The 22060-nt window shown below is 45.2% G+C and carries 22 protein-coding genes; 19 read left to right on the top strand and 3 right to left on the bottom strand.

Features of this window, described 5'->3' with window-relative positions; all coding sequences use genetic code 11:
• Position 1 precedes the first annotated feature (1 nt).
• The 18 genes from spaK to ACE15A_RS18475 all read left to right on the top strand — a co-directional run bounded on the left by spaK (position 2) and on the right by ACE15A_RS18475 (position 16297).
• Entirely contained in the window at positions 2–409 is a 408-nt protein-coding gene (gene spaK, locus ACE15A_RS18560) for an SPI-1 type III secretion system chaperone SpaK (protein ID WP_023249328.1), read from the top strand.
• Positions 406–1701, top strand: coding sequence for a SctN family type III secretion system ATPase InvC (gene invC, locus ACE15A_RS18555; protein WP_023249329.1), 1296 nt, complete (start codon positions 406–408; stop codon positions 1699–1701). Before spaK ends, invC begins: the two co-directional genes overlap by 4 nt.
• Positions 1679–2122, top strand: a complete 444-nt coding sequence (spaM, locus tag ACE15A_RS18550) for an SPI-1 type III secretion system protein SpaM (protein ID WP_023249330.1) — start codon at positions 1679–1681, stop codon at positions 2120–2122. Before invC ends, spaM begins: the two co-directional genes overlap by 23 nt.
• Positions 2122–3132, top strand: a complete 1011-nt coding sequence (gene spaN, locus ACE15A_RS18545) for an SPI-1 type III secretion system protein SpaN (RefSeq protein ID WP_023249331.1) — start codon at positions 2122–2124, stop codon at positions 3130–3132. The genes spaM and spaN overlap by 1 nt, the downstream gene beginning before the upstream one ends.
• Complete coding sequence (gene spaO, locus ACE15A_RS18540; protein ID WP_053509084.1) at positions 3132–4043, top strand: SPI-1 type III secretion system protein SpaO; 912 nt, start codon at positions 3132–3134, stop codon at positions 4041–4043. The genes spaN and spaO overlap by 1 nt, the downstream gene beginning before the upstream one ends.
• A complete protein-coding gene (spaP, locus tag ACE15A_RS18535) occupies positions 4033–4707 on the top strand; it encodes an SPI-1 type III secretion system export apparatus protein SpaP (RefSeq protein ID WP_000526016.1) in 675 nt (224 codons plus the stop codon). Before spaO ends, spaP begins: the two co-directional genes overlap by 11 nt.
• 25 nt (positions 4708–4732) lie before the next feature.
• Positions 4733–4993, top strand: coding sequence for an SPI-1 type III secretion system export apparatus protein SpaQ (gene spaQ, locus ACE15A_RS18530; RefSeq protein ID WP_000342503.1), 261 nt, complete (start codon positions 4733–4735; stop codon positions 4991–4993).
• A gap of 3 nt (positions 4994–4996) precedes the next feature.
• A complete protein-coding gene (spaR, locus tag ACE15A_RS18525) occupies positions 4997–5788 on the top strand; it encodes an SPI-1 type III secretion system export apparatus protein SpaR (protein ID WP_000498971.1) in 792 nt (263 codons plus the stop codon).
• Positions 5775–6845, top strand: coding sequence for an SPI-1 type III secretion system export apparatus protein SpaS (gene spaS, locus ACE15A_RS18520; RefSeq protein WP_023249334.1), 1071 nt, complete (start codon positions 5775–5777; stop codon positions 6843–6845). Before spaR ends, spaS begins: the two co-directional genes overlap by 14 nt.
• A gap of 137 nt (positions 6846–6982) precedes the next feature.
• Entirely contained in the window at positions 6983–7480 is a 498-nt protein-coding gene (gene sicA, locus ACE15A_RS18515; RefSeq protein ID WP_000386309.1) for a SycD/LcrH family type III secretion system chaperone SicA, read from the top strand.
• Positions 7481–7482: 2 nt separating this feature from the next.
• Complete coding sequence (gene sipB / locus ACE15A_RS18510) at positions 7483–9264, top strand: SPI-1 type III secretion system needle tip complex protein SipB (protein ID WP_053509083.1); 1782 nt, start codon at positions 7483–7485, stop codon at positions 9262–9264.
• 27 nt (positions 9265–9291) lie between these two features.
• The gene (locus tag ACE15A_RS18505; protein ID WP_053509081.1) at positions 9292–10521 is read left to right on the top strand and encodes an IpaC/SipC family type III secretion system needle tip complex protein; all 1230 of its coding nucleotides are present in this window, start codon (positions 9292–9294) and stop codon (positions 10519–10521) included.
• A 70-nt stretch (positions 10522–10591) separates the two neighbouring features.
• The gene (gene sipD, locus ACE15A_RS18500) at positions 10592–11623 is read left to right on the top strand and encodes an SPI-1 type III secretion system needle tip complex protein SipD (RefSeq protein ID WP_053509080.1); all 1032 of its coding nucleotides are present in this window, start codon (positions 10592–10594) and stop codon (positions 11621–11623) included.
• 18 nt (positions 11624–11641) lie between these two features.
• Positions 11642–13687 carry an SPI-1 type III secretion system effector SipA gene (gene sipA / locus ACE15A_RS18495; protein ID WP_023249338.1) on the top strand — a complete coding sequence of 682 codons (2046 nt, stop codon included), beginning with the start codon at positions 11642–11644 and terminating at the stop codon, positions 13685–13687.
• Positions 13688–13705: 18 nt separating this feature from the next.
• The gene (locus ACE15A_RS18490; protein WP_023249339.1) at positions 13706–13954 is read left to right on the top strand and encodes an acyl carrier protein; all 249 of its coding nucleotides are present in this window, start codon (positions 13706–13708) and stop codon (positions 13952–13954) included.
• Positions 13955–13997: 43 nt separating this feature from the next.
• Positions 13998–14249, top strand: coding sequence for a hypothetical protein (locus ACE15A_RS18485; RefSeq protein WP_023249340.1), 252 nt, complete (start codon positions 13998–14000; stop codon positions 14247–14249).
• A 34-nt stretch (positions 14250–14283) separates the two neighbouring features.
• Positions 14284–14676: a chaperone SicP gene (gene sicP, locus ACE15A_RS18480; protein ID WP_053509078.1), complete on the top strand. Its 393-nt coding sequence runs from the start codon at positions 14284–14286 to the stop codon at positions 14674–14676.
• Positions 14627–16297, top strand: coding sequence for a type III secretion system effector BopA family protein (locus ACE15A_RS18475; protein ID WP_072158698.1), 1671 nt, complete (start codon positions 14627–14629; stop codon positions 16295–16297). Before sicP ends, ACE15A_RS18475 begins: the two co-directional genes overlap by 50 nt.
• 54 nt (positions 16298–16351) lie before the next feature.
• On the opposite strand, the gene iagB is transcribed toward ACE15A_RS18475, so the two are convergent.
• From iagB to hilD, 3 genes are all read right to left on the bottom strand, one after another.
• Complete coding sequence (gene iagB, locus ACE15A_RS18470) at positions 16352–16834, bottom strand: type III secretion system invasion protein IagB (protein ID WP_023249343.1); 483 nt, start codon at positions 16832–16834, stop codon at positions 16352–16354.
• A 17-nt stretch (positions 16835–16851) separates the two neighbouring features.
• Complete coding sequence (gene hilA / locus ACE15A_RS18465; protein WP_053509076.1) at positions 16852–18513, bottom strand: transcriptional regulator HilA; 1662 nt, start codon at positions 18511–18513, stop codon at positions 16852–16854.
• A gap of 1111 nt (positions 18514–19624) precedes the next feature.
• On the bottom strand, positions 19625–20554 hold the full coding sequence (gene hilD / locus ACE15A_RS18460) for a transcriptional regulator HilD (RefSeq protein ID WP_023249345.1): 930 nt from the start codon (positions 20552–20554) through the stop codon (positions 19625–19627).
• A gap of 315 nt (positions 20555–20869) precedes the next feature.
• Here hilD and prgH point away from each other — a divergent pair, with 315 nt between their 5' ends.
• Positions 20870–22048, top strand: coding sequence for a type III secretion system inner membrane ring protein PrgH (gene prgH, locus ACE15A_RS18455; protein ID WP_053509075.1), 1179 nt, complete (start codon positions 20870–20872; stop codon positions 22046–22048).
• Positions 22049–22060 lie beyond the last annotated feature (12 nt).

Here is a 22060-nt window from a genome sequence, read left to right as displayed (position 1 = left end):
TATGCAACATTTGGATATCGCTGAATTAGTTCGTTCTGCACTGGAAGTAAGTGGTTGCGATCCTTCGCTAATTGGAGGAATAGATAGTCATTCGACAATTGTTCTGGATTTATTTGCCTTGCCCAGTATCTGTATCAGCGTCAAGGACGAAGATGTATGGATCTGGGCGCAATTGGGTGCTGATAGCATGGTGGTATTACAACAGCGGGCCTATGAAATCTTAATGACCATAATGGAAGGATGCCAGTTTGTCCGCGGCGGGCAATTGCTATTAGGGGAACAGAATGGGGAACTAACGCTTAAGGCCTTAGTGCATCCGGATTTTTTATCTGACGGTGAAAAGTTCTCTAATGCCTTGAATGGATTTTACAACCATCTGGAAGTTTTTAGTCGGTCGCTAATGAGATGAAAACACCTCGTTTACTGCAATATCTGGCCTACCCACAAAAAATAACGGGCCCAATCATTGAGGCGGAATTGCGCGATGTGGCCATTGGCGAGCTGTGTGAAATACGCCGTGGCTGGCATCAAAAACAGGTCGTCGCGCGTGCGCAGGTGGTTGGCTTACAGCGGGAACGCACCGTGCTGAGCCTTATCGGCAACGCGCAGGGACTGACCCGTGATGTCGTGCTTTATCCCACTGGACGCGCGTTATCGGCGTGGGTGGGATATTCGGTATTAGGCGCGGTGTTGGACCCGACGGGGAAAATCGTTGAGCGTTTTACCTCTGAAGTGGCGCCGATTAGTGAAGAACGCGTTATTGATGTCGCACCGCCTTCTTACGCTTCGCGCGTTGGCGTCCATGAACCGCTGATTACCGGCGTGCGCGCGATTGACGGGTTATTGACCTGTGGCGTAGGTCAGCGGATGGGCATTTTTGCCTCCGCAGGATGCGGTAAGACCATGCTGATGCATATGCTGATCGAGCAAACGGAGGCGGATGTCTTTGTTATCGGTCTTATCGGTGAACGAGGCCGTGAGGTCACTGAATTCGTGGATATGTTGCGCGCCTCGCATAAGAAAGAAAAATGCGTGCTGGTTTTTGCTACCTCCGATTTTCCCTCGGTGGATCGCTGCAATGCGGCGCAACTGGCGACAACCGTAGCGGAATATTTTCGCGACCAGGGAAAACGTGTCGTGCTTTTTATCGACTCTATGACCCGTTATGCGCGCGCTTTGCGAGACGTGGCTCTGGCGTCAGGGGAGCGCCCGGCCCGTCGCGGTTATCCGGCCTCCGTATTTGATAATTTGCCCCGTTTGCTGGAGCGCCCTGGGGCGACCAGAGATGGAAGCATCACTGCCTTTTATACGGTGTTGCTGGAAAGCGAGGAAGAGGCTGACCCGATGGCGGATGAAATTCGCTCTATTCTTGACGGCCACCTGTATCTGAGTAGAAAGCTGGCCGGGCAGGGGCATTACCCGGCAATCGATGTACTGAAAAGCGTAAGCCGTGTTTTTGGACAAGTCACGACGCCGACACATGCTGAGCAGGCGTCTTCCGTGCGTAAATTAATGACGCGTCTGGAAGAGCTCCAGCTTTTCATTGACTTAGGAGAATATCGTCCTGGCGAAAATATCGATAACGATCGGGCGATGCAGATGCGGGATGGCCTGAAAGCCTGGTTATGCCAGTCGGTAGCGCAATATTCATCCTTTGATGACACGTTGAGCGGTATGAATGCATTCGCTGACCAGGATTAAAGTACTACAGCGGCGCTGTACGGTATTTCATTCGCAGTGTGAGTCGATATTACTTCGCTATCAGGATGAGGATCGCAGGCTGCAGGCGGAGGAGGAGGCGATCGTTGAACAAATCGCGGGTCTGAAATTGCTATTAGATACGCTGCGTGCAGAAAACAGACAGCTCAGTCGTGAGGAAATTTATGCGTTATTACGTAAGCAGTCTATTGTTCGCCGACAGATAAAAGATTTAGAACTTCAGATTACACAAATTCAGGAACAACGGGACGAACTGGAAAAGAAAAGGGAAGAGTTTCAGGAAAAAAGTAAATATTGGTTGCGCAAAGAAGGGAACTATCAACGCTGGATAATTCGTCAGAAAAGACTCTATATTCAGCGAGAGATACAGCAGGAAGAGGCCGAGTCAGAGGAGATAATTTAATGGGCGATGTGTCAGTTGTCAGTTCATCCGGAAATATTTTACTGCCGCAGCAAGACGAGGTCGGCGGTTTATCAGAGGCATTAAGAAAAGCGGTGGAAAAACATAAGACAGAATATTCCGATGATAAAAAAGATCGCGAGTATGGCGATACTTTCGTGATGCATAAGGAAACGGCATTACCGGTTTTACTGGCGGCAATGCGACATGGCGCACCAGCGAAATCAGAACATCACAATAGCCGCGTATCTGGTCTGCATCATCACGTGAAAGGCGAGCTTAGGATTGCTGAAAAACTGTTGAAAGTCACTGCTGAAAAATCCGTCGGTTTGGTCTCTGCGGAGAGCAAAGTAGATAAATCGGCAGTACTGCTATCGTCTAAAAATGGGCAGTTAGAGGGCGTAAGCGGTAAAAAATTATCTGCTGATTTAAAAGGCGTGGAAGCCGTCAGTGAATTAGCGGATAACGCCACGGGAATCTCTGACGATAATAACAAGGTATTGCCTGGGGATAATAAAGTCATCGCGGGCGAAGGCGTTCGTAAAGAGGGCGCGCCGCTGCCGCGAGATGTCGTACCTTCCCGAATGGCTGCAACCAATACCAATAAGTCTGATGATAAAGAACATAAAAAGATCAAAGAAGCTTCTCAGCTTCCCCTGCAACCAACAACTATCTCCGATCTTAGCCAATTATCCGGCGGCGATGAAAAAATGCCTTTAGCGGCGCAATCAAAGCCGATGATGACTATTTTTCCGACCACCGATGGCGTGAAAGGAGAGGATAGCTCGCTGACTTACCGTTTTCAGCGCTGGGGAAATGACTATTCAGTCAATATTCAGGCGCGCCAGGTAGGGGAGTTTTCGTTAATACCGTCAAATACGCAGGTTGAGCATCGTTTGCATGATCAATGGCAAAACGGTAACCCCCAGCGCTGGCACCTGACGCGAGACGATCAGCAAAATCCGCAGCAGCAACAGCACAGACAGCAAGCTGGTGAGGAGGATGACGCCTGATGTCATTGCGTGTGAGACAGATTGATCGCCGCGAATGGCTATTGGCGCAAACCGCGGCAGAATGCCAGCGCAATGGCCAGGAAGCTACGCTGGAATATCCGACGCGACAGGGAATGTGGGTTCGGCTGAGTGATTCAGAAAAACGTTGGTCAGCCTGGATTAAACCCGGGGACTGGCTTGAGCATGTCTCTCCCGCTCTGGCGGGGGCGGCAGTTTCTGCTGGCGCTGAGCACCTGATCGTTCCCTGGCTTGCGGCGACAGAGCGTCCCTTTGAATTGCCCGTGCCGCATTTGTCCTGTCGGCATTTATGTGTAGAGGACCCCGTGCCAGGAAGCGCGCTGCCGGAAGGGAAATTGTTGCACATTATGAGCGATCGGGGCGGCCTGTGGTTTGAGTATCTTCCTGAACTGCCCGCGACCGGGGGCGGCAGGCCGAAAATGCTGCGTTGGCCGTTGCACTTTGTGATCGGTAGCAGTGACACGCAGCGGGCGTTGCTGGGCCGTATCGGGATCGGAGATGTACTCCTGATTCGAACTTCCAGTGCGGACGTTTATTGCTATGCGAAAAAGTTAGGTCATTTCAACCGTGTTGAAGGGGGAATTATTGTGGAAACATTAGATATTCAGCATATCGAAGAAGAAAAAAATGAAACAGAAACTGCAGAAATTCTGCCTGGCCTGAACCAATTACCCGTCAAACTGGAATTTGTCTTGTATCGTAAGAATGTTACCCTCGCCGAACTCGAAGCAATAGGGCAGCAACAGCTATTATCTCTGCCGACAAATGCTGAACTTAACGTTGAGATTATGGCGAATGGCGTTTTGCTTGGTAATGGTGAATTGGTACAGATGAATGACACCCTGGGCGTTGAGATTCATGAATGGCTGAGTGAGTCTGGTAATGGGGAATGATATCTCATTAATTGCCTTACTGGCATTTTCCACTCTGTTGCCATTTATTATTGCATCAGGAACCTGTTTCGTTAAATTTTCTATTGTATTTGTCATGGTGCGTAACGCCCTGGGTTTGCAGCAGATACCTTCAAATATGACGCTTAACGGCGTCGCATTGCTGCTTTCTATGTTTGTTATGTGGCCAATAATGCACGATGCCTACGTCTATTTTGAGGACGAAGATGTCACGTTTAATGACATTTCGTCATTAAGTAAACATGTTGATGAAGGTCTGGATGGCTACCGTGATTATCTGATCAAATATTCAGATCGAGAGTTAGTTCAGTTTTTTGAAAATGCGCAACTGAAGCGTCAGTATGGAGAGGAGACCGAGACGGTAAAGCGTGATAAAGATGAAATTGAAAAACCTTCAATATTTGCGTTATTACCTGCCTATGCGCTGAGTGAAATAAAAAGCGCGTTTAAAATTGGTTTTTATCTCTATTTGCCATTTGTTGTCGTCGACCTGGTGGTATCCAGCGTGCTACTGGCGCTGGGGATGATGATGATGAGTCCGGTAACAATATCTACTCCCATTAAGCTGGTTCTTTTTGTTGCGCTTGATGGTTGGACCTTATTGTCTAAGGGTTTGATATTACAGTATATGGATATTGCAACATGACATCATTACGAGACGGGATAGTTAAATGGATGATTTAGTGTTTGCAGGTAATAAAGCGCTCTATCTTGTTCTAATCCTTTCAGGATGGCCGACGATTGTCGCAACGATTATCGGCCTCCTGGTAGGGTTATTCCAGACGGTAACGCAATTACAGGAACAGACGCTACCTTTTGGTATTAAATTACTTGGCGTGTGCTTGTGCCTGTTTTTACTGTCTGGCTGGTATGGCGAAGTTTTACTCTCTTACGGGCGCCAGGTGATATTCCTGGCGTTGGCTAAGGGGTAAAAAATGTTTTATGCGTTGTACTTTGAAATTCATAACCTGGTTGCGTCTGCGGCAATGGGGTTTGCTCGTGTGGCGCCGATTTTTTTCTTCCTGCCGTTTTTGAATAGCGGGGTATTAAGCGGCGCGCCGAGAAATGCCATTATCGTCCTGGTGGCATTGGGAGTATGGCCGCATGAATTGAGTGAGGCACCGCCATTTTTATCGGTGGCGATGATCCCGTTAGTTCTGCAAGAAGCGGCGGTAGGCGTCATGCTGGGCTGTCTGCTGTCATGGCCTTTTTGGGTTATGCATGCGCTGGGTTGTATTATCGATAACCAGCGAGGGGCAACGCTAAGTAGCAGTATCGATCCGGCAAATGGCATTGATACCTCGGAAATGGCTAACTTCCTGAATATGTTTGCCGCTGTCGTTTATTTACAAAACGGCGGTCTGGTCACGATGGTTGACGTGTTAAATAAAAGCTATCAGCTATGCGATCCGATGAACGAGTGCACGCCTTCATTACCGCCGCTATTAACGTTTATTAATCAGGTGGCTCAAAACGCGTTGGTTCTGGCCAGCCCTGTGGTATTAGTGCTGTTGCTGTCAGAAGTGTTCCTGGGGTTATTGTCGCGCTTTGCTCCGCAAATGAACGCCTTTGCGATTTCACTGACGGTAAAAAGCGGCATTGCCGTTTTAATTATGCTGCTTTATTTCTCGCCGGTACTACCGGACAATGTGTTGCGACTCTCTTTCCAGGCCACAGGATTAAGTAGCTGGTTTTACGAACGAGGGGCGACGCATGTCCTCGAATAAAACAGAAAAACCGACTAAAAAACGGCTGGAAGATTCCGCTAAAAAAGGCCAGTCGTTTAAAAGTAAAGATCTTATTATCGCCTGCCTGACGCTGGGAGGAATTGCTTATCTGGTGTCGTATGGCTCATTTAATGAGTTTATGGGGATTATTAAGATCATTATTGCGGATAATTTTGAGCAGAGCATGACTGACTACAGTCTGGCCGTTTTGGGGTTAGGGTTAAAATATCTGATCCCATTTATGCTGCTCTGCTTAGTATGCTCCGCATTACCGGCGTTATTACAAGCTGGTTTTGTGCTGGCGACAGAGGCATTAAAACCTAATTTGTCGGCGCTAAACCCGGTAGAAGGGGCAAAAAAACTTTTCAGCATGCGAACGGTAAAAGATACGGTCAAAACCTTATTATATCTCTCATCCTTTGTGGTGGCCGCTATCATTTGCTGGAAAAAATATAAGGTTGAAATCTTTTCTCAGTTAAATGGCAATGTCGTGGGTATTGCCGTTATTTGGCGTGAGCTTCTTCTCGCGTTGGTATTAACTTGCCTTGCCTGCGCATTGATTGTCTTATTATTGGATGCTATCGCTGAATATTTCCTGACCATGAAAGATATGAAAATGGATAAGGAAGAAGTGAAGCGTGAAATGAAGGAGCAGGAAGGGAATCCAGAGGTTAAATCTAAAAGACGTGAAGTTCATATGGAGATTCTGTCTGAACAGGTGAAATCCGATATTGAAAACTCACGCCTGATTGTTGCCAACCCAACGCATATTACGATCGGTATTTATTTTAAACCTGAACTGATGCCGATTCCGATGATCTCGGTGTATGAAACTAATCAGCGCGCACTGGCTGTTCGCGCTTATGCGGAGAAGGTTGGCGTACCGGTTATCGTCGATATCAAACTGGCGCGCAGTCTTTTCAAAACCCATCGCCGTTATGATTTGGTGAGTCTGGAAGAAATTGATGAGGTTTTACGTCTTCTGGTTTGGCTGGAAGAGGTAGAAAACGCGGGCAAAGACGTTATTCAGCCACAAGAAAACGAGGAACGGCATTGATCCGCGTGAAGCAGTAGCGATTTATTCATTGGGCGTTTTTTGAATGTTCACTAACCACCGTCGGGGTTTAATAACTGCATCAGATAATCGCAGTAGTTAAGTTCTACAAAGTCGGTGACAGATAACAGGAGTAAGTAATGGATTATCAAAATAATGTCAGCGAAGAACGTGTTGCGGAAATGATTTGGGATGCCGTTAGCGAAGGCGCCACGCTAAAAGACGTTCACGGGATCCCTCAAGATATGATGGATGGTTTATATGCTCATGCTTATGAGTTCTATAACCAGGGGCGATTGGATGAAGCTGAGACATTCTTTCGTTTTTTATGCATTTATGATTTTTACAATCCCGATTACACCATGGGACTGGCGGCGGTATGCCAACTGAAAAAACAATTTCAGAAAGCATGTGACCTTTATGCAGTGGCCTTTACGTTACTTAAAAATGATTACCGCCCCGTTTTTTTTACCGGGCAGTGTCAATTATTAATGCGTAAGGCGGCAAAAGCCAGGCAGTGTTTTGAACTTGTCAATGAACGTACTGAAGATGAGTCTCTGCGGGCAAAAGCGTTGGTCTATCTGGAAGCGCTAAAAACGGCGGAGACAGAGCAGCACAGTGAACAAGAAAAGGAATAATTATGGTAAATGACGCAAGTAGCATTAGCCGTGGCGGATATACCCAAAATCCGCGCCTCGCTGAGGCGGCTTTTGAAGGCGTTCGTAAGAACACGGACTTTTTAAAAGCGGCGGATAAAGCTTTTAAAGATGTAGTGGCAACGAAAGCGGGCGACCTTAAAGCCGGAACAAAGTCCGGTGAGAGCACTATTAATACGGTGGGTCTGACGCCGCCTACGGACGCCGCCCGGGAAAAACTCTCCAGCGAAGGGCAACTGACGTTACTGCTTGGCAAATTAATGACCTTATTGGGGGATGTTTCGCTGTCTCAATTGGAATCTCGTCTGGCCGTATGGCAGGCAATGATTGAGTCACAAAAAGCGATGGGAATCCAGGTATCGAAGGAGTTTCAGGCGGCGCTGGGAGAGGCGCAGGACGCGACGGATCTCTATGAAGAAAGTATTAAAAAAACGGATACCGCCAAGGGCGTCTATGACGCGGCGGCCAAAAAACTGACGCAGGCGCAAAACAAATTGCAATCGCTGGACCCGTCCGATCCAGGCTATGCGCAGGCTGAAGCCGCGGTAGAGCAGGCTGGAAAAGAAGCGACGGAGGCGAAGGATAAGTTAGATAAGGCCACGGATGTGGCGACCAAAGCGGGCACAGACGCAAAAGCTAAAGCCGAGAAAGCGGATAACATTCTGACCAAATTCCAGGGCACGACGAATGCTGCCTCTCAGAGTCAGGTTGCCCAGGGTGAAAAGGATAACCTGTCAAATGTGGCTCGTCTCACCATGTTGATGGCCATGTTCATTGAGATTGTAGGCAAAAATACCGAAGAAAGCCTGCAAAACGATCTTGCGCTGTTCGGCGCTTTGCAGGAAGGCCGTCAGGCGGAGATGGAAAAGAAATCGGCTGAATTTCAGGAAGAGACGCGCAAAGCCGAAGAAACCAACCGCATTATGGGGTGTATCGGGAAAATCCTCGGCGCGCTGCTAACAATCGTCAGCGTTGTGGCCGCTATTTTTACCGGTGGGGCGAGTCTGGCGCTGGCTGCGGTGGGGCTTGCGGTAATGGTTGCCGATGAAATTGTGAAGGCGACGACGGGGGTGTCGTTTATTCAGCAGGCGCTGAACCCGATTATGGAACACGTTCTGAAGCCGTTAATGGAACTGATTGGCAAAGCGATTACCAAAGCGTTGGAAGGATTAGGCGTCGATAAGAAAACCGCAGAGATGGCCGGTAGTATTGTTGGCGCGATTGTCGCAGCCATTGCGATGGTGGTGGTAATTGTCGTAGTGGCGGTGGTCGGGAAAGGCGCCGCGGCGAAACTGGGTAATGCGCTGAGTAAAATGATGGGCGAAACGATTAAGAAGCTGGTGCCTAATGTGCTGAAACAGTTGGCGCAAAATGGCAGCAAACTCTTTACCCAGGGGATGCAACGTATTACTAGCGGCCTGGGTAATGTGGGTAGCAAGATGGGCCTGCAAACGAATGCCTTAAGTAAAGAGCTGGTAGGTAATACCCTAAATAAAGTTGCGTTGGGCATGGAAGTCACTAATACCGCAGCCCAATCAGCCGGCGGCGTTGCTGAAGGCGTATTTATCAAAAACGCCAGCGAAGCGCTTGCTGATTTTACTCTCGCACGTTTTGCCATGGACCAAATTCAGCAGTGGCTTAAACAGTCTGTAGAGATATTTGGTGAAAACCAGAAAGTGACTGCGGAATTACAAAAAGTCATGTCCTCTGCGGTACAGCAAAATGCGGATGCTTCACGTTTTATTCTGCGCCAGAGTCGCGCATAAAACTCGCCAAAATAAAGGGAGAGAAATATGTTAATTAATAATGCGGGGATTAATCCTGCTACTTATTTAAATCATCATTCTGTTGAGAATACTCCACAGCCTGGTTCGCAATCCGTTAGCGTTAAAGATATTCTGAGCAGCATTGGCATTACTGGTAGCAAAGTCAGTGAACTGGGGTTGAGTCCTACGCTGACAGCCCCTGCGCCTGGTGTATTAACGCAAACCACAGGAACGGTAACGTCCTTTTTGAGAACCAGCATTCAGAATAGTGATATTAATCAGGATCTGAACGCCCTGGCTAATAATTTTAGCAACAAAGCGAACGACATGGTTCAAACCCATCTGCGGGAGCAGCAGGCTGAAGTCGGAAAATTTTTTGATATTAGCGGTATGTCTTCCAATGCCGTTGCGCTGTTGGCTGCCGCGAATGTTTTAATGCTGACGTTGAACCAGGCTGACACCAAACTGTCCGGCAAATTGTCACTCGTCAGTTTTGACGCTGCAAAAACGACGGCAAGTTCCATGATGCGTGAAGGGATGAATGCGCTGTCCGGTAGTATTTCTCAGGGCGCGCTTCAGTTGGGGATCACTGCCGTGGGCGCAAAACTGGAACATAAAGGGCTGCAGAATGAAAGAGGCGCGCTTAAACATAATGCCGCGAAGATCGATAAACTGACCACTGAAAGCCACAGTATTAAAAATGTGCTGAACGGGCAGAATAGCGTCAAACTCGGTGCTGAAGGCGTCGATTCTCTGAAATCGTTAAATATGAAGAAAACCGGCGTTGATGCGACGAAAAACCTTAATGACGTGACGCTTAAATCTAATGCCGGAACAGGCGCCACGGAAAGCCTGGGCATTAAAGACAGTAATAAACAAATTTCCCCTGAACATCAGGCCATTCTGTCGAAACGTCTTGAGTCTGTCGAATCCAGTATTCGTCTTGAGCAGAATACCATGGATATGACCCGGATCGACGCGCGTAAGATGCAGATGACCGGCGATTTGATTATGAAGAACTCGGTCACTGTCGGCGGGATCGCGGGATCGGCGGGGCAGTACGCCGCTATCCAGGAACGTTCCGAACAGCAAATTAGCCAGGTGAATAATCGGGTTGCCAGCACCGCATCAGATGAAGCGCGTGAAAGTTCACGTAAGTCGACCAGCCTGATTCAGGAAATGCTGAAAGCAATGGAGAGCATTAACCAATCGAAGGCCTCCGCATTCGCCGCTATTGCGGGAAATATTCGCGCTTAATTTGATAGGTCATCTATACGCCATCAGGAGATTTATTAAATAACGCTCCTGATGGTGAACTGGGGATATTATGCTTAATATTCAAAATTATTCCGCTTCTCCTCGTCCGGGACTTGCTGCCGAACGGCCACAGGCAACCGCGGCGAGCGATCACGTAGAGATTACCGCTGCGCCGTCCACAGCAGAACATCGCGGCGCGGATATTATCTCATTATCTCAGGCGGCCACGAAAGCCCAACAGGCACAGCAGACGTTACGATCAACGTTGCCGATCTCCGAAGAGAATAATGACGAGCGTACTCTGGCTCGCCAACAATTGACCAGTAGTCTGAATGCGCTGGCAAAATCAGGTGTTTCATTATCGGCAGAACAAGATAAAGGGCTGCGGAGCGCGTTTTCTGCACCTGCGTTGGCATTATTTAGCACTGCGCCTATGGTGCAGCCGAGAACAACCATTTCCGATGCAGAGATTTGGGATATGGTTTCCCAAAATATATCGGCGATTGGCGACAACTATCTGGGCGTTTATGAGAACGTTGTGGCAGTTTATACCGATTTTTATCAGGCATTCAGTGACATCCTTTCCAAAATGGGAGGCTGGTTATTACCTGGTAAGGATGGGAATACCGTTAAGCTGGATGTTACTTCACTCAAAAATGATTTAAACAATTTAATCAATAAATATAATCAAACCAATAAAAATACCATCTTATTTCCAGCGCAATCAGGCAGTGGTGTTAAGGGGGCAACGGAAGCTGAAGCGAGGCAGTGGCTCAGTGAGTTGAATTTACCCGATAGCTGCCTGAAATCAACGGGATCAGGTTATGTCGTTACCGTCGATCTGACGCCGTTACGAAAAATGGTTCAGGATATTAGTGGATTAGGTAAGCCGGGAGATGATTCCAAACTTGAAATGGATAACGCGAAATACCAGGCCTGGCAAGCAGGTTTTAAAGCTCAGGAAGAAAATTTAAAAACAACATTACAGACGCTGACGCAAAAATATAGCAATTCCAATTCATTGTACGACAACCTGGTAAAAGTGCTGAGTAGTACGATAAGTAGCAGCCTGGAAACCGCTAAAAGCTTCCTGCAGGGATAACAGAAGAGGATATTAATAATGGTAGCAAGTGTAAGAACTCCGCCTCCCGTCGTGATAACTGGTATGCAAACCGAGATCAAAACGCAGGCCACAAATCTTGCAGCAAATATCTCCGCAGTCAGCGGAAATGCCACATCGACGTTGTCAGGGGAAATTAACGGCCCACGACTGGAAGATTTTCCCGCGCTGACCAAACAGTCGAGTCTGGAGGCGTTGTTCAAATGTGGAAAAGATGCCGAGGCGTTAAAAGAAATTTTTACCAGCTCAAGTAATACCGGCGCCAGGAAGGCGGTAACGGAATTTGCGGGACTCTTTCATTCAGCGCAAAAAGCCACCAGCGACTCGCCTGCGGCGAAGGAGCTACTGATGAAGGTGGGGGCAGAGTATACCGCGCAAATGATGAAAGATGGTCTGAAAGAAAAATCGGCTTTTGGACCATGGACGCCAGAAACGAAGAAGGCGGAAGCGAAGCTTGAAACGCTTCATAATAAGCTGCTGGATATCATCAAAAATCATACCGGCGGTGATTTAAGAAACTTATCTACGCAGTATGTCATGCATGAAGTGATGCCCTATATTACCGATTGTATTGAACATCAATTTGGTTGTACGTTAGATCCGCTAACCCGTAGCAATATTGCACAGCTTGTTGATAAAGCGGCGGAGAAGGCGGTTGACGCACTTGATATGTGTCACCAAAAATTAACGCAAGAGCAGGGTACCAGCGTAGGAATGGAAGCACGACACCTTGAAATGAAAGCGTTGATACCTCTGTTGCTACGTAATGTTTTTGCACAAATTCCGGCAGACAAACAGCCTGAGCCTAAAATTCCGGAACCAGCGGCTGGACCGATGCCTGATGGTGGTAAAAAGCCTGAACCTGCAGGTATTAATATCAATATCAATATTGATAGCAGTAATCATAATGTGGATAACAGTAAGCATATTAACAATAGCCGAAGCCATGTCGATAATAGCCAGCGCCATATTGATAATAGCAACCATGATAATAGCCGGAAGACTATTGATAATAGCCGAACACTTATTGATAACAGCCAACGCCATTACGAGTCACACCATTCGAGTAACAGCAGTAGCGTAAGTCATAATCATTCGCGTGTAGACTCAAATACGCATCAAGCGGAGACGGTACGCGGTGCCAGCACGCAGGATATCGCGGGTAAAATTGATGTCACGGCTCATGCCACTGCAGAGGCTGTGACCAACGCTTCATCCGAAAGCACAGATGGAAAGGTGATAACGTCTGAAAAGGGAACCACGGGTGAAACAGCCTCTTTTGATGAAGTCGATAGCGTAACCAGCAAGGTCATTATCGGCAAGCCGGTGCAGGCCACGGTGCATGGCGTTGATGATAATAAAGAGCAAAGCCAGACGGCAGAGATTGTGGATGTGAAGCCGCTTGCCAGCCAACTTGCTGGCGTCGAGAATAATAAAATTGATACCTTGCAGCCAGAAACCTCGGTAATTACAGGTACTAAAGCGGGTACGACTGATAATGATAATAACCAGGCAGATAAGGCTGGCCAATTTTCTGGTCTGAAGTTTAAGCAAAATAGTTTCCTTTCAGCAATTCCGAGTGTTACGAATATGCGTTCAATGCATTTCAATACCCGTGATATGTTTTTGGGGGTGGTACGTAAAGCCCTGGAGCCGGATACCTCCACACCGTTTCCAGTACGCAGAGCGTTTGACGGGTTGCGTGCGGAAATATTGCCCAGTGACTCTATAAAGAGTGCAGCGTTGAAAGCGCAATGTAGCGATATTGAAAAGCATCCAGAATTGAAAGCGAAAATGGATATGCTTAAAGAGGTCATTACTCATCATCCACAAAAAGAAAAACTGGCCGAGGTTGCGCTGCAGTTTGCCAGAGAGGCGGGTTTGACCAGACAAAAAGGGGAAACTGACTATGTGTTAAGTAGTGTGCTGGACGGCCTTATCGGGGACGGTAGCTGGCGAGATGGCCCGGCTTACGAGTCATACCTGAATAAACCCGGCGTGGAACGGGTCATTACTACCGTTGATGGCTTGCACATGCAGCGTTAATTAACTGGAAAAGATGCGATGAATATGGATATTGAAGCAAGAGTCAAAAAAGTGATCACCTCCTGTATTGCCGTTGATATTGATTGCATCAATGGTCAGACCCATCTGGTTGAGGATCTTTACGCTGACTCATTGGATTTAATTGATATTGTATTTGGTCTTAGTGAGGAGTTTGACATTAGTTGTAATGAAAACGATCTTCCGGATATGACGACCTTTGCGGATATATGCCGTGTTGTTGAAAAAAGTCTTGAGTCGAGAGTATAGTATTATTCTCTCGCTCGACAACAATTGAATATGGTTAATTGTTATGAAAATCATCACACATGTAGTACCCGGTTCAGATATGGCTGAAATATATGATGATATTGCTGACAGTTCGCTTTTCTTTAGTAAAGGAAAGTTACGCCATGTTGAAAACGATCCGAAAGAGTTGCTGATATGTGTCCCGACACGTAGTGAGTGGTTATTTTACTGGATTAAAGGAGATAAACATTGCGCCCGGCGACGGGCGCATAAGAATATCAAACATGACATTTCTCTGGTAAAACCGAAAAATTAAACTTATAAAATAAATAATTAAAGAGGAAGATAATTTGCAAGCACACCAGGATATTATCGCTGATATTGGTGAAAAATTAGGTTTGCCACTCACTTTTGATGACAACAATCAGTGTTTATTACTGCTCGATACCGATATTTTTATGTCTATTGAAGCTAAAGATGATATCTGGTTATTGAACGGTATGATTATACCACTATCGCCTTTTTGTGGCGATTCTATCTGGCGACAGATTATGGTGATTAATGGTGAACTGGCAGCGAAGAATGAAGGCACGTTAGCGTATATTGATAGCGCAGAGACATTATTGTTTATAGATGTAATTACCGATCTGACAAATATATATCATATTATATCGCAGCTTGAGTCATTCGTGAATCAGCAGGAAGCGCTCAAAAACAGGCTGCAAGAATACGCTAAAGTATGAGGAGAGGAAGTTGAATAATTTAACATTGTCTTCATTTTCAAAATCTGGCGTACCGAGTGATGCCCGACTATATATTGCTAAGGAAAATACTAATAAGGCATATGTTGCGCCTGAAAAATTTTCGTCAAAAGTATTAACCTGGCTTGGAAAAATGCCGTTATTTAAAAATACTGAAGTGGTGCAAAAACACACGGAAAATACCAGAATACAGGATCAAAAAACTTTACAGGTATTTATCCAGGCATTAACGGAAAAATATGGGGAAACAGCAGTAAATGACGCACTATTAATGTCCAGAATAAATATGAACAAACCCCTTACCCAACGTTTAGCAGAGCAGATCACGGAGTGTGTAAAAGCTGCTGACGAAGGGTTTATAAATCTTATTAAGAACAAGGATAATGTTGGTATCATGAATTCCGCTTTAGTAATAAAAGGCGGCGAGACAAAAGTGACAGAGCAAAATGGCGATGTTGGTGCAGAGATGAAACAGCATTTACTCGATATTGCGCTAAACGGACTTAAGAGTGCAATACCTCAACTGGAACAAATGGACGGAAATAAGCTGCGAGAAAACTTCCAGGAGATGGCTTCGGGTAGCGGTACGCTACGTTCATTAATGACGAATTTACGGAATTTAAATAAAATTCCAGAGGCTAAACAACTTAATGATTATGCTGTAACGTTAACAAATATTCAGGTAGGTGTAGCCCGGTTCTCACAATGGGGAACCAGTGGAGGAGAGGTCGAGAAGTGGATTGGTAAAGCCTCCAGTCAAGAATTAACGCAGGCTGCAAAAAAGATTCAGGCTATTACTAACGAACTGAAAAATGTTACAACTGAACTTGAGAACATAAAAGCTGGTGCGCCAATGCCACAGATGTTGAGCGGACCTACACTGGGTCTGGCACGGTTCGCAGCCAGCAGCATCCCGATTAATCAGCAAACTCAGGTGAAATTGAACGACGGAACGCCTGTGCCAGTGAATACGCTAACTTTTGCCGGTAAGCCAGTGGCATTAGCCAGTTCGTATCCAAAATCTACGCCAGCCGCGCTGGAAGCGCACATGAAAACGCTTCTTGAAAAAGAGTGCTCATGCCTGGTGGTGTTAACGCCGGAAGAGCAGATACAGGCAAGTCAATTACCCGCCTATTTCAGGGGGATTCATACCTTTGGCGAGGTACATACCAGCAGCCAAAAAGTGAACTCAGGGAATCAGGAAGGCACGATAGACCGATACAATATGCAACTGTCCTGGGGAGAAAAGCAGTATACGCTCCCGGTACTACATGTGAAAAATTGGTCAGATCACCAGCCGTTACCGTCCGCTGCTCAGTTAGAATATCTGGCAGATAGCGTGAAAAATATTGCCAACCAAAATGGCGCGCCGGGGCGTAGTACATCGGATAATCATTTACCGATGATTCATTGTCTGGGCGGAGTGGGAAGAACCGGAACGATGGCTGCGGCCCTTGTGCTTAAGGATAATCCTCATAGCAATCTGGAGCAGGTACGTTCAGATTTTCGGGATTCACGGAATAATAGAATGCTGGAAGATGCATCGCAGTTTGTACAGCTAAAAGCAATGCAAGCCCAATTGCTTACGAACACGGCAATCTGATTAAAAAATAGCTTACTTTTGGATGTGATCTGAAAGTAAGCTATTGTTATATGATTATTTGTTTAACGCGATAGAAAGTCTTTTGTTCTTCTCTTCTGCTGGCATCTCTTTTAATTTTTTGTAATTCTCCCAAATTTTTTTAGCATAACTTTTCCTTATATCAGCTCTTTTCGGCGACGTCCCGGCATTATAAGCACCAACGGCCTCCCAGCTATAACCGTAGATTTTCATCATATCTGATAAAATGGATGCGCCAACAATGACAGAAATGCAGGGATCATGTAATAACTGTTTTTCACTGATCCCCATTTTTTTCAATCTTTTCATATGGAAGCTATTAATTTGCATCAGGCCAATATCGGTAGAACCATCTCGGTTATAACCAATGGCGCCTGGTTTCATCGCTGATTCCTGTTGAGCGATAGCATAAAGTAGTTCTGATTCAATATTGAACATTTTTTCAGCCTGAAGCCAGCAATCAGCCCGTGCCGTACTCATACTAAGCAACCAGATTACGATGATAAAAAAATAATGCATATCTCCTCTCTCAGATTTTACCGTAATTTAACCAAGCGGGGATCCTGTTTCCATCTTTTGAACCAAATGTTGTCTTCGTTTTTAAATTTACTCCACATTTTCTCGGCAATAACTTCTCCATGGGCAATCAGTACTAACGGTAATAGCCCTGGATTATTATCAATACTCTGTTCAGTTTCCAGAAATTCTCTTATCGCCGGTAAGGCACGCTCACTATTCTGACAGTATTCAGCATAAAGAAGATTAACAGCAATAAGCCCTGTTATTTCATGTGTGGATATTTCTTTAGTTAATTTTCGTGCCAGTTCATGTTTACCTTTAAGCGAAAGAAACATAACCTGCATACTTAATAATATTGGATTATCCTGCAAATGTTGCGAACGTAATTCATCTCCTAAACGTATAGCATCATCAAGGCCAGTATGATAGTAGGTAATCCATAGTTTAGTGATCCCTGCTGCTGCGCGCGTTGGGTCCAATTTTAAACACTCGTTAATCGTTTGTAAGGCCTCCTCCAACTGACCAGCCATGAAGAGGTTCCAGCCATAATAATATTTAATATCCGCAGAGACGGGCGAAATTAAATTAGCTTGTTTGAATAGTAAACTCCCAACGATGTATTCTGAATGAATCGTATTAATTAACCCCAGTAATCCTAAAGCTTGCGGATTATTATGGTCCAGCTCTGTCGCCTTAATGGCATGTTCTTTGGCTTTGATCATAGCGTTTTGTTTGTCAAAAATTCCCATTTGCGCCATGCTGAGATAGCATTCTGCCAGCGCACAATAAGGCGCAATGCTATTTGGCGACATATTGACGCATTGAGTTAACAACTTAAGCGCTTGCTGTAAGCTATAGGGGGTATATTGGTTTAATTCATGCTTACCGCGTAAATAGACCATGGTACTGTCAATCGAATTTAGCTCGCTAACCTGCTTTGTGTCCCAGCGAAGCCCCGGGATACATCTGAGCAAAAGATTCGCAATTTTGTTTTGCAAGAGAGAGGTGGGCTGGTTTTCCACCAACTTAATGCTTTCCTGATGCAATAGGTTATAGCCTTTAACCCGAACGATCTCGATCTGCACAACATTATCGTTGCCATCGGGGATCATCTGTCCGGAGATGTAATAATCGGGGCGCAGTTGATCCATGAGCTCCAGAATGTCCTTAACACTGCGACAATTCTTAGTAATGGTCACCGGCAGCACGCTCAGGCCAAAGGGCGCATACTGAGATAGTCCCTTCACGATAGAGTAATGCAGGCTCTCAGATTGAATTTGATCCTGCATCTGAAAAGGAAGAATCGCCAACGTATGAGTGGTGGGTTGCGGCGCTGGCGGAGACACTACCACGACCGGACGATTAAAACGATAGCCTTGCCCATATAACGTTTCGATGTAACGATGTTCTTTATCTTCCGACAGGATACGTCGTAAAGCATAAATACAGCGGGTAAGAGATTCTTCGTTAACCTCGGCGTCGCCCCATACCTGGTCCAGTAAGGTGTTTTTACTAACAATCTCGCCGGCGGCTTCGAGCAGGATGACCAGAACGGCATATTCTTTTGGCGGAATATTCACTTTCTTTTCTGCTCGTAGCAGGGAGCCATCCATGTTGAGTATGAAATCATCAAAGACGAATTTTTTATTAGATACAGGAACAGGATTAAAATGTGGCATGATAGTTGTATATTCTCTTACAGGGTGAAAATTATAATGGTTAATACCCGCCGTTAGTACGGAATTTACTGTGCCAGTAATTTTGCTGTTATTAGTAACGGTCAGGCTGAGCTTTTATCTTGAGCTTAATGTCATATCCTATGGGCTCGGATTTATATGTTTTGCTCTGTATTTTACATTTGATGATTTAGCTTATGTTTGTGATTTAAAAAACTGACATGTTGATAATAACAATTTTTATAACTGACTGTAATTATTGAGTGGGCGCTGTCGTATGTGTTATTGCAGAGATAATCAGCGCCGGGTATCTAAATATTTACATATTTAACTCGACCTCATTGCAATTGAGATTGGATTTATAGCTATCTTACTGTATTTTTCTGGGGTGTAAATGCTGCTTATTATACCTTCATATCTAATGGTCTGATAATTATACCATCAGAACCAATTCTACCGTGGATTCTTAAGAAATGACTATTCGTTGAAAGTTTAAAGATGTAATTTAGCTTAAGCGTGAAAATATAAATGACAGACTGTTTTGAGTATTGCGCTTATTTTTATGTTTTTTTGCAGAATAATGATATCTCCTTTTCTTTATTTCCCAGCGGTATCGCGTCAAAAGGGCAGTGAATTTGTGAGCGGTATCATCCTTAAACTAGCCTTGACAAGATATGGATATCAGGATGAAGAGAGGAGGTATGATAGGTAAGAAGACGTCAACGATACTGACAAGCGTGACTGTTTCTATTTATACTATCCAGGCAGGCGTTTGCTACAGGGAGCGAATGGTATATAAACATGAATAAAATGCCAGCTTTAGTCCACAGGGCTAAAGCCGGAAGGAGATAGTTTCATCTGGACAGATTCTTACGCTGTGAATAAGGTAATATCGGTCTACCAGTCATCATAGCGATGACAAGTTCACAAAAGTCGCGTTGTATAATTAGCCTTATTTTAAATTTCCAGACATATCAGTACAGAGTGTCTTCTGGACAGAATAATGATATTGAATAACCTCCAATCCTACTATGGTGTGTTATGAAACGATTAGAATTTTAAATTATTAAAATTTCAATAAAAATTTTTTCTTGAGTAAAAGATACAAAAAACGCTAGTGGTTCGCCATTCTAATGAATGTCGATGGCGTAGTTTTAAAATATTTTTTAAAACATTGAATGAAATAGGACGTACTATCATAACCGCATTTTAATGCTACAGAATTGACATTATGGTTACCTATGCGTAAAAGTTTTGCCGCCTGATTCATTCTCGCAGATAAGTAGATATCACTAAAGCTGGTACCTTCTTCTGCTAGTTTCCTTTTGAGCGTTGATGTGCTCATAAATATATGGTCGGCAACATCCGTAAGTTTCCACTGCTTACTCGGTGAGGAGGAAATAATGTTGTAGACGCGCTCCTTTAACGTTATCTGAGCTGAGCTAAGGATGATCTCATAACTCTCCGGAAGCCGGAGGAAAGCGGTAAGCAGGAACAGCAGAAAATAAGGGATTAATTCCTCATTTTCAATACAACTTTGGTTGTTACAGCTATTGCAACTTTTGCTTGTATCCATAGTACAGGAGAACGCTGTTTTCAGGTGTTCAAATACCTCTCTTCTGGCAGGAAAGTCAGGCGTATAGAAGATCTTCTGCACTTTCTCGACAGGTTTCGCCATTTTGGTTTGCTGCTCATTTGGGATAAGCGCATAGAGATCGCCAAGTCGTTGCGTCGGTATCTCGAGTATATCGAAATCCATGTGGCCATTGACCTCTTCCAGCGTCACGTTAACGACCTGCTCCTTTTTGAGTACCAACATCCCAGGCTCTTCACAGTAAATCGTATCGTGATTATTGCTAATCGTCAGTTTACCACTACGAAAGCAAACTAAAGTGAAACTACTTACATAAAGATTTTTTATGGTGATCTGCTGAGTCTGACTTTTAATTTGCTGCTGGGTATTCGTCAAAAGTGATTTTAATTTCTGTAAGTTATCCGCGGCAGGACGCTGATGACTATTACTTACAAAGGTTACATTTTCCATATTATCCCTTTGTTGATGTTATTTTAATGTTCCTTACTTGTATCCTACTGAAAAAATCTGAGTTGTAAATGCTCTTTATTAGGGTGTGTTGGCAATGGTCTGATTGTTATACCAAAAGAACTCAAATTTGGGTAATTTATCTACAGTAGTTTAAGCCGCAACGGGGACGATAGTTCTTTTAATATGTGTTGAGACGCATTATACAGAATAAATTGATTTTATTTCTCACTTTTCATTCTATTTTCATCAGGAATCCCTGTGTCCCACGCTGTAATCTGCTGCTATCGAGAACGACAGACATCGCTAACAGTATATATGGAAACATCAAAAGAGAAGACGATAACAAGCCCTGGGCCATACATAGTTCGATTACTTAACAGCTCACTGAACGGCTGTGAGTTTCCATTGCTGGCAGGCCGAACACTGTTTGTGGTAGGCCAGAGTGATGCGCTCACTGCTTCTGGCCAGCTCCCTGATATACCTGCCGATAGCTTTTTTATCCCGCTGGACCATGGCGGAATAAATTTTGAAATCCAGGTGGATACGGATGCGACCGAAATTATACTCCATGAGCTGAAAGAAGGAAATTCTGAATCTCGTCCGGTGCAATTAAATACGCCAATACAGGTCGGTGAATTGCTTATCCTGATTCGCCCGGAAAGCGAGCCGTGGACGCCTGAGCAACCTGAGACGTTGGAGACGTCTGAAAAGAAGATCGAGCCGCGTTTTAAAAACGGAATTGTGGCGGCACTGGCTGGTTTTTTTATATTGGGGATTGGGACGGTAGGTACGTTATGGATACTTAACTCGCCGCAGCGGCAGGCCGCAGAGCTTGATTCGTTGTTGGGCCAGGAGAAAGAGCGCTTTCAGGTGTTGCCAGGACGAGACAAAATGCTCTATGTCTCTGCGCAAAATGAAAGGGATACGCTGTGGGCTCGTCAGGTTTTAGCCAGAGGCGATTATGATAAAAATGCGCGAGTGATTAACGAAAACGAAGAGAATAAGCGTATCTCTACCTGGCTGGATACTTATTATCCGCAGTTGGCTTATTATCGCCTTCATTTCGATGAACCGCGTAAACCCGTTTTCTGGTTAAGCCGCCAGCGAAACAATATGAGCAAAAAAGAGATCGAGGTTTTAAGTCAAAAGCTGAGAGCGCTAATGCCATACGCAGATTCGGTTGACATCACGTTGATGGATGATGTTGCCGCAGCAGGCCAGGCGGAAGCGGGGCTAAAACAGCAGGCGCTTCCTTATTCCCGTAGGAATCATAAAGGCGGCGTAACGTTTGTTATTCAGGGAGCGCTCGATGATGTAGAAATACTCAGAGCTCGTCAATTTGTCGATAGTTATTACCGAACATGGGGAGGACGCTATGTGCAGTTTGCTATCGAATTAAAAGATGATTGGCTCAAGGGGCGCTCATTTCAGTACGGGGCGGAAGGTTATATCAAAATGAGCCCAGGCCATTGGTATTTCCCAAGCCCACTTTAACTTAACGTAAAT

Source organism: Salmonella sp. HY31 (assembly GCF_042604575.1).
GTDB lineage: Bacteria > Pseudomonadota > Gammaproteobacteria > Enterobacterales > Enterobacteriaceae > Salmonella > Salmonella diarizonae.
This window is presented reverse-complemented; position numbering and strand designations above follow the sequence as displayed.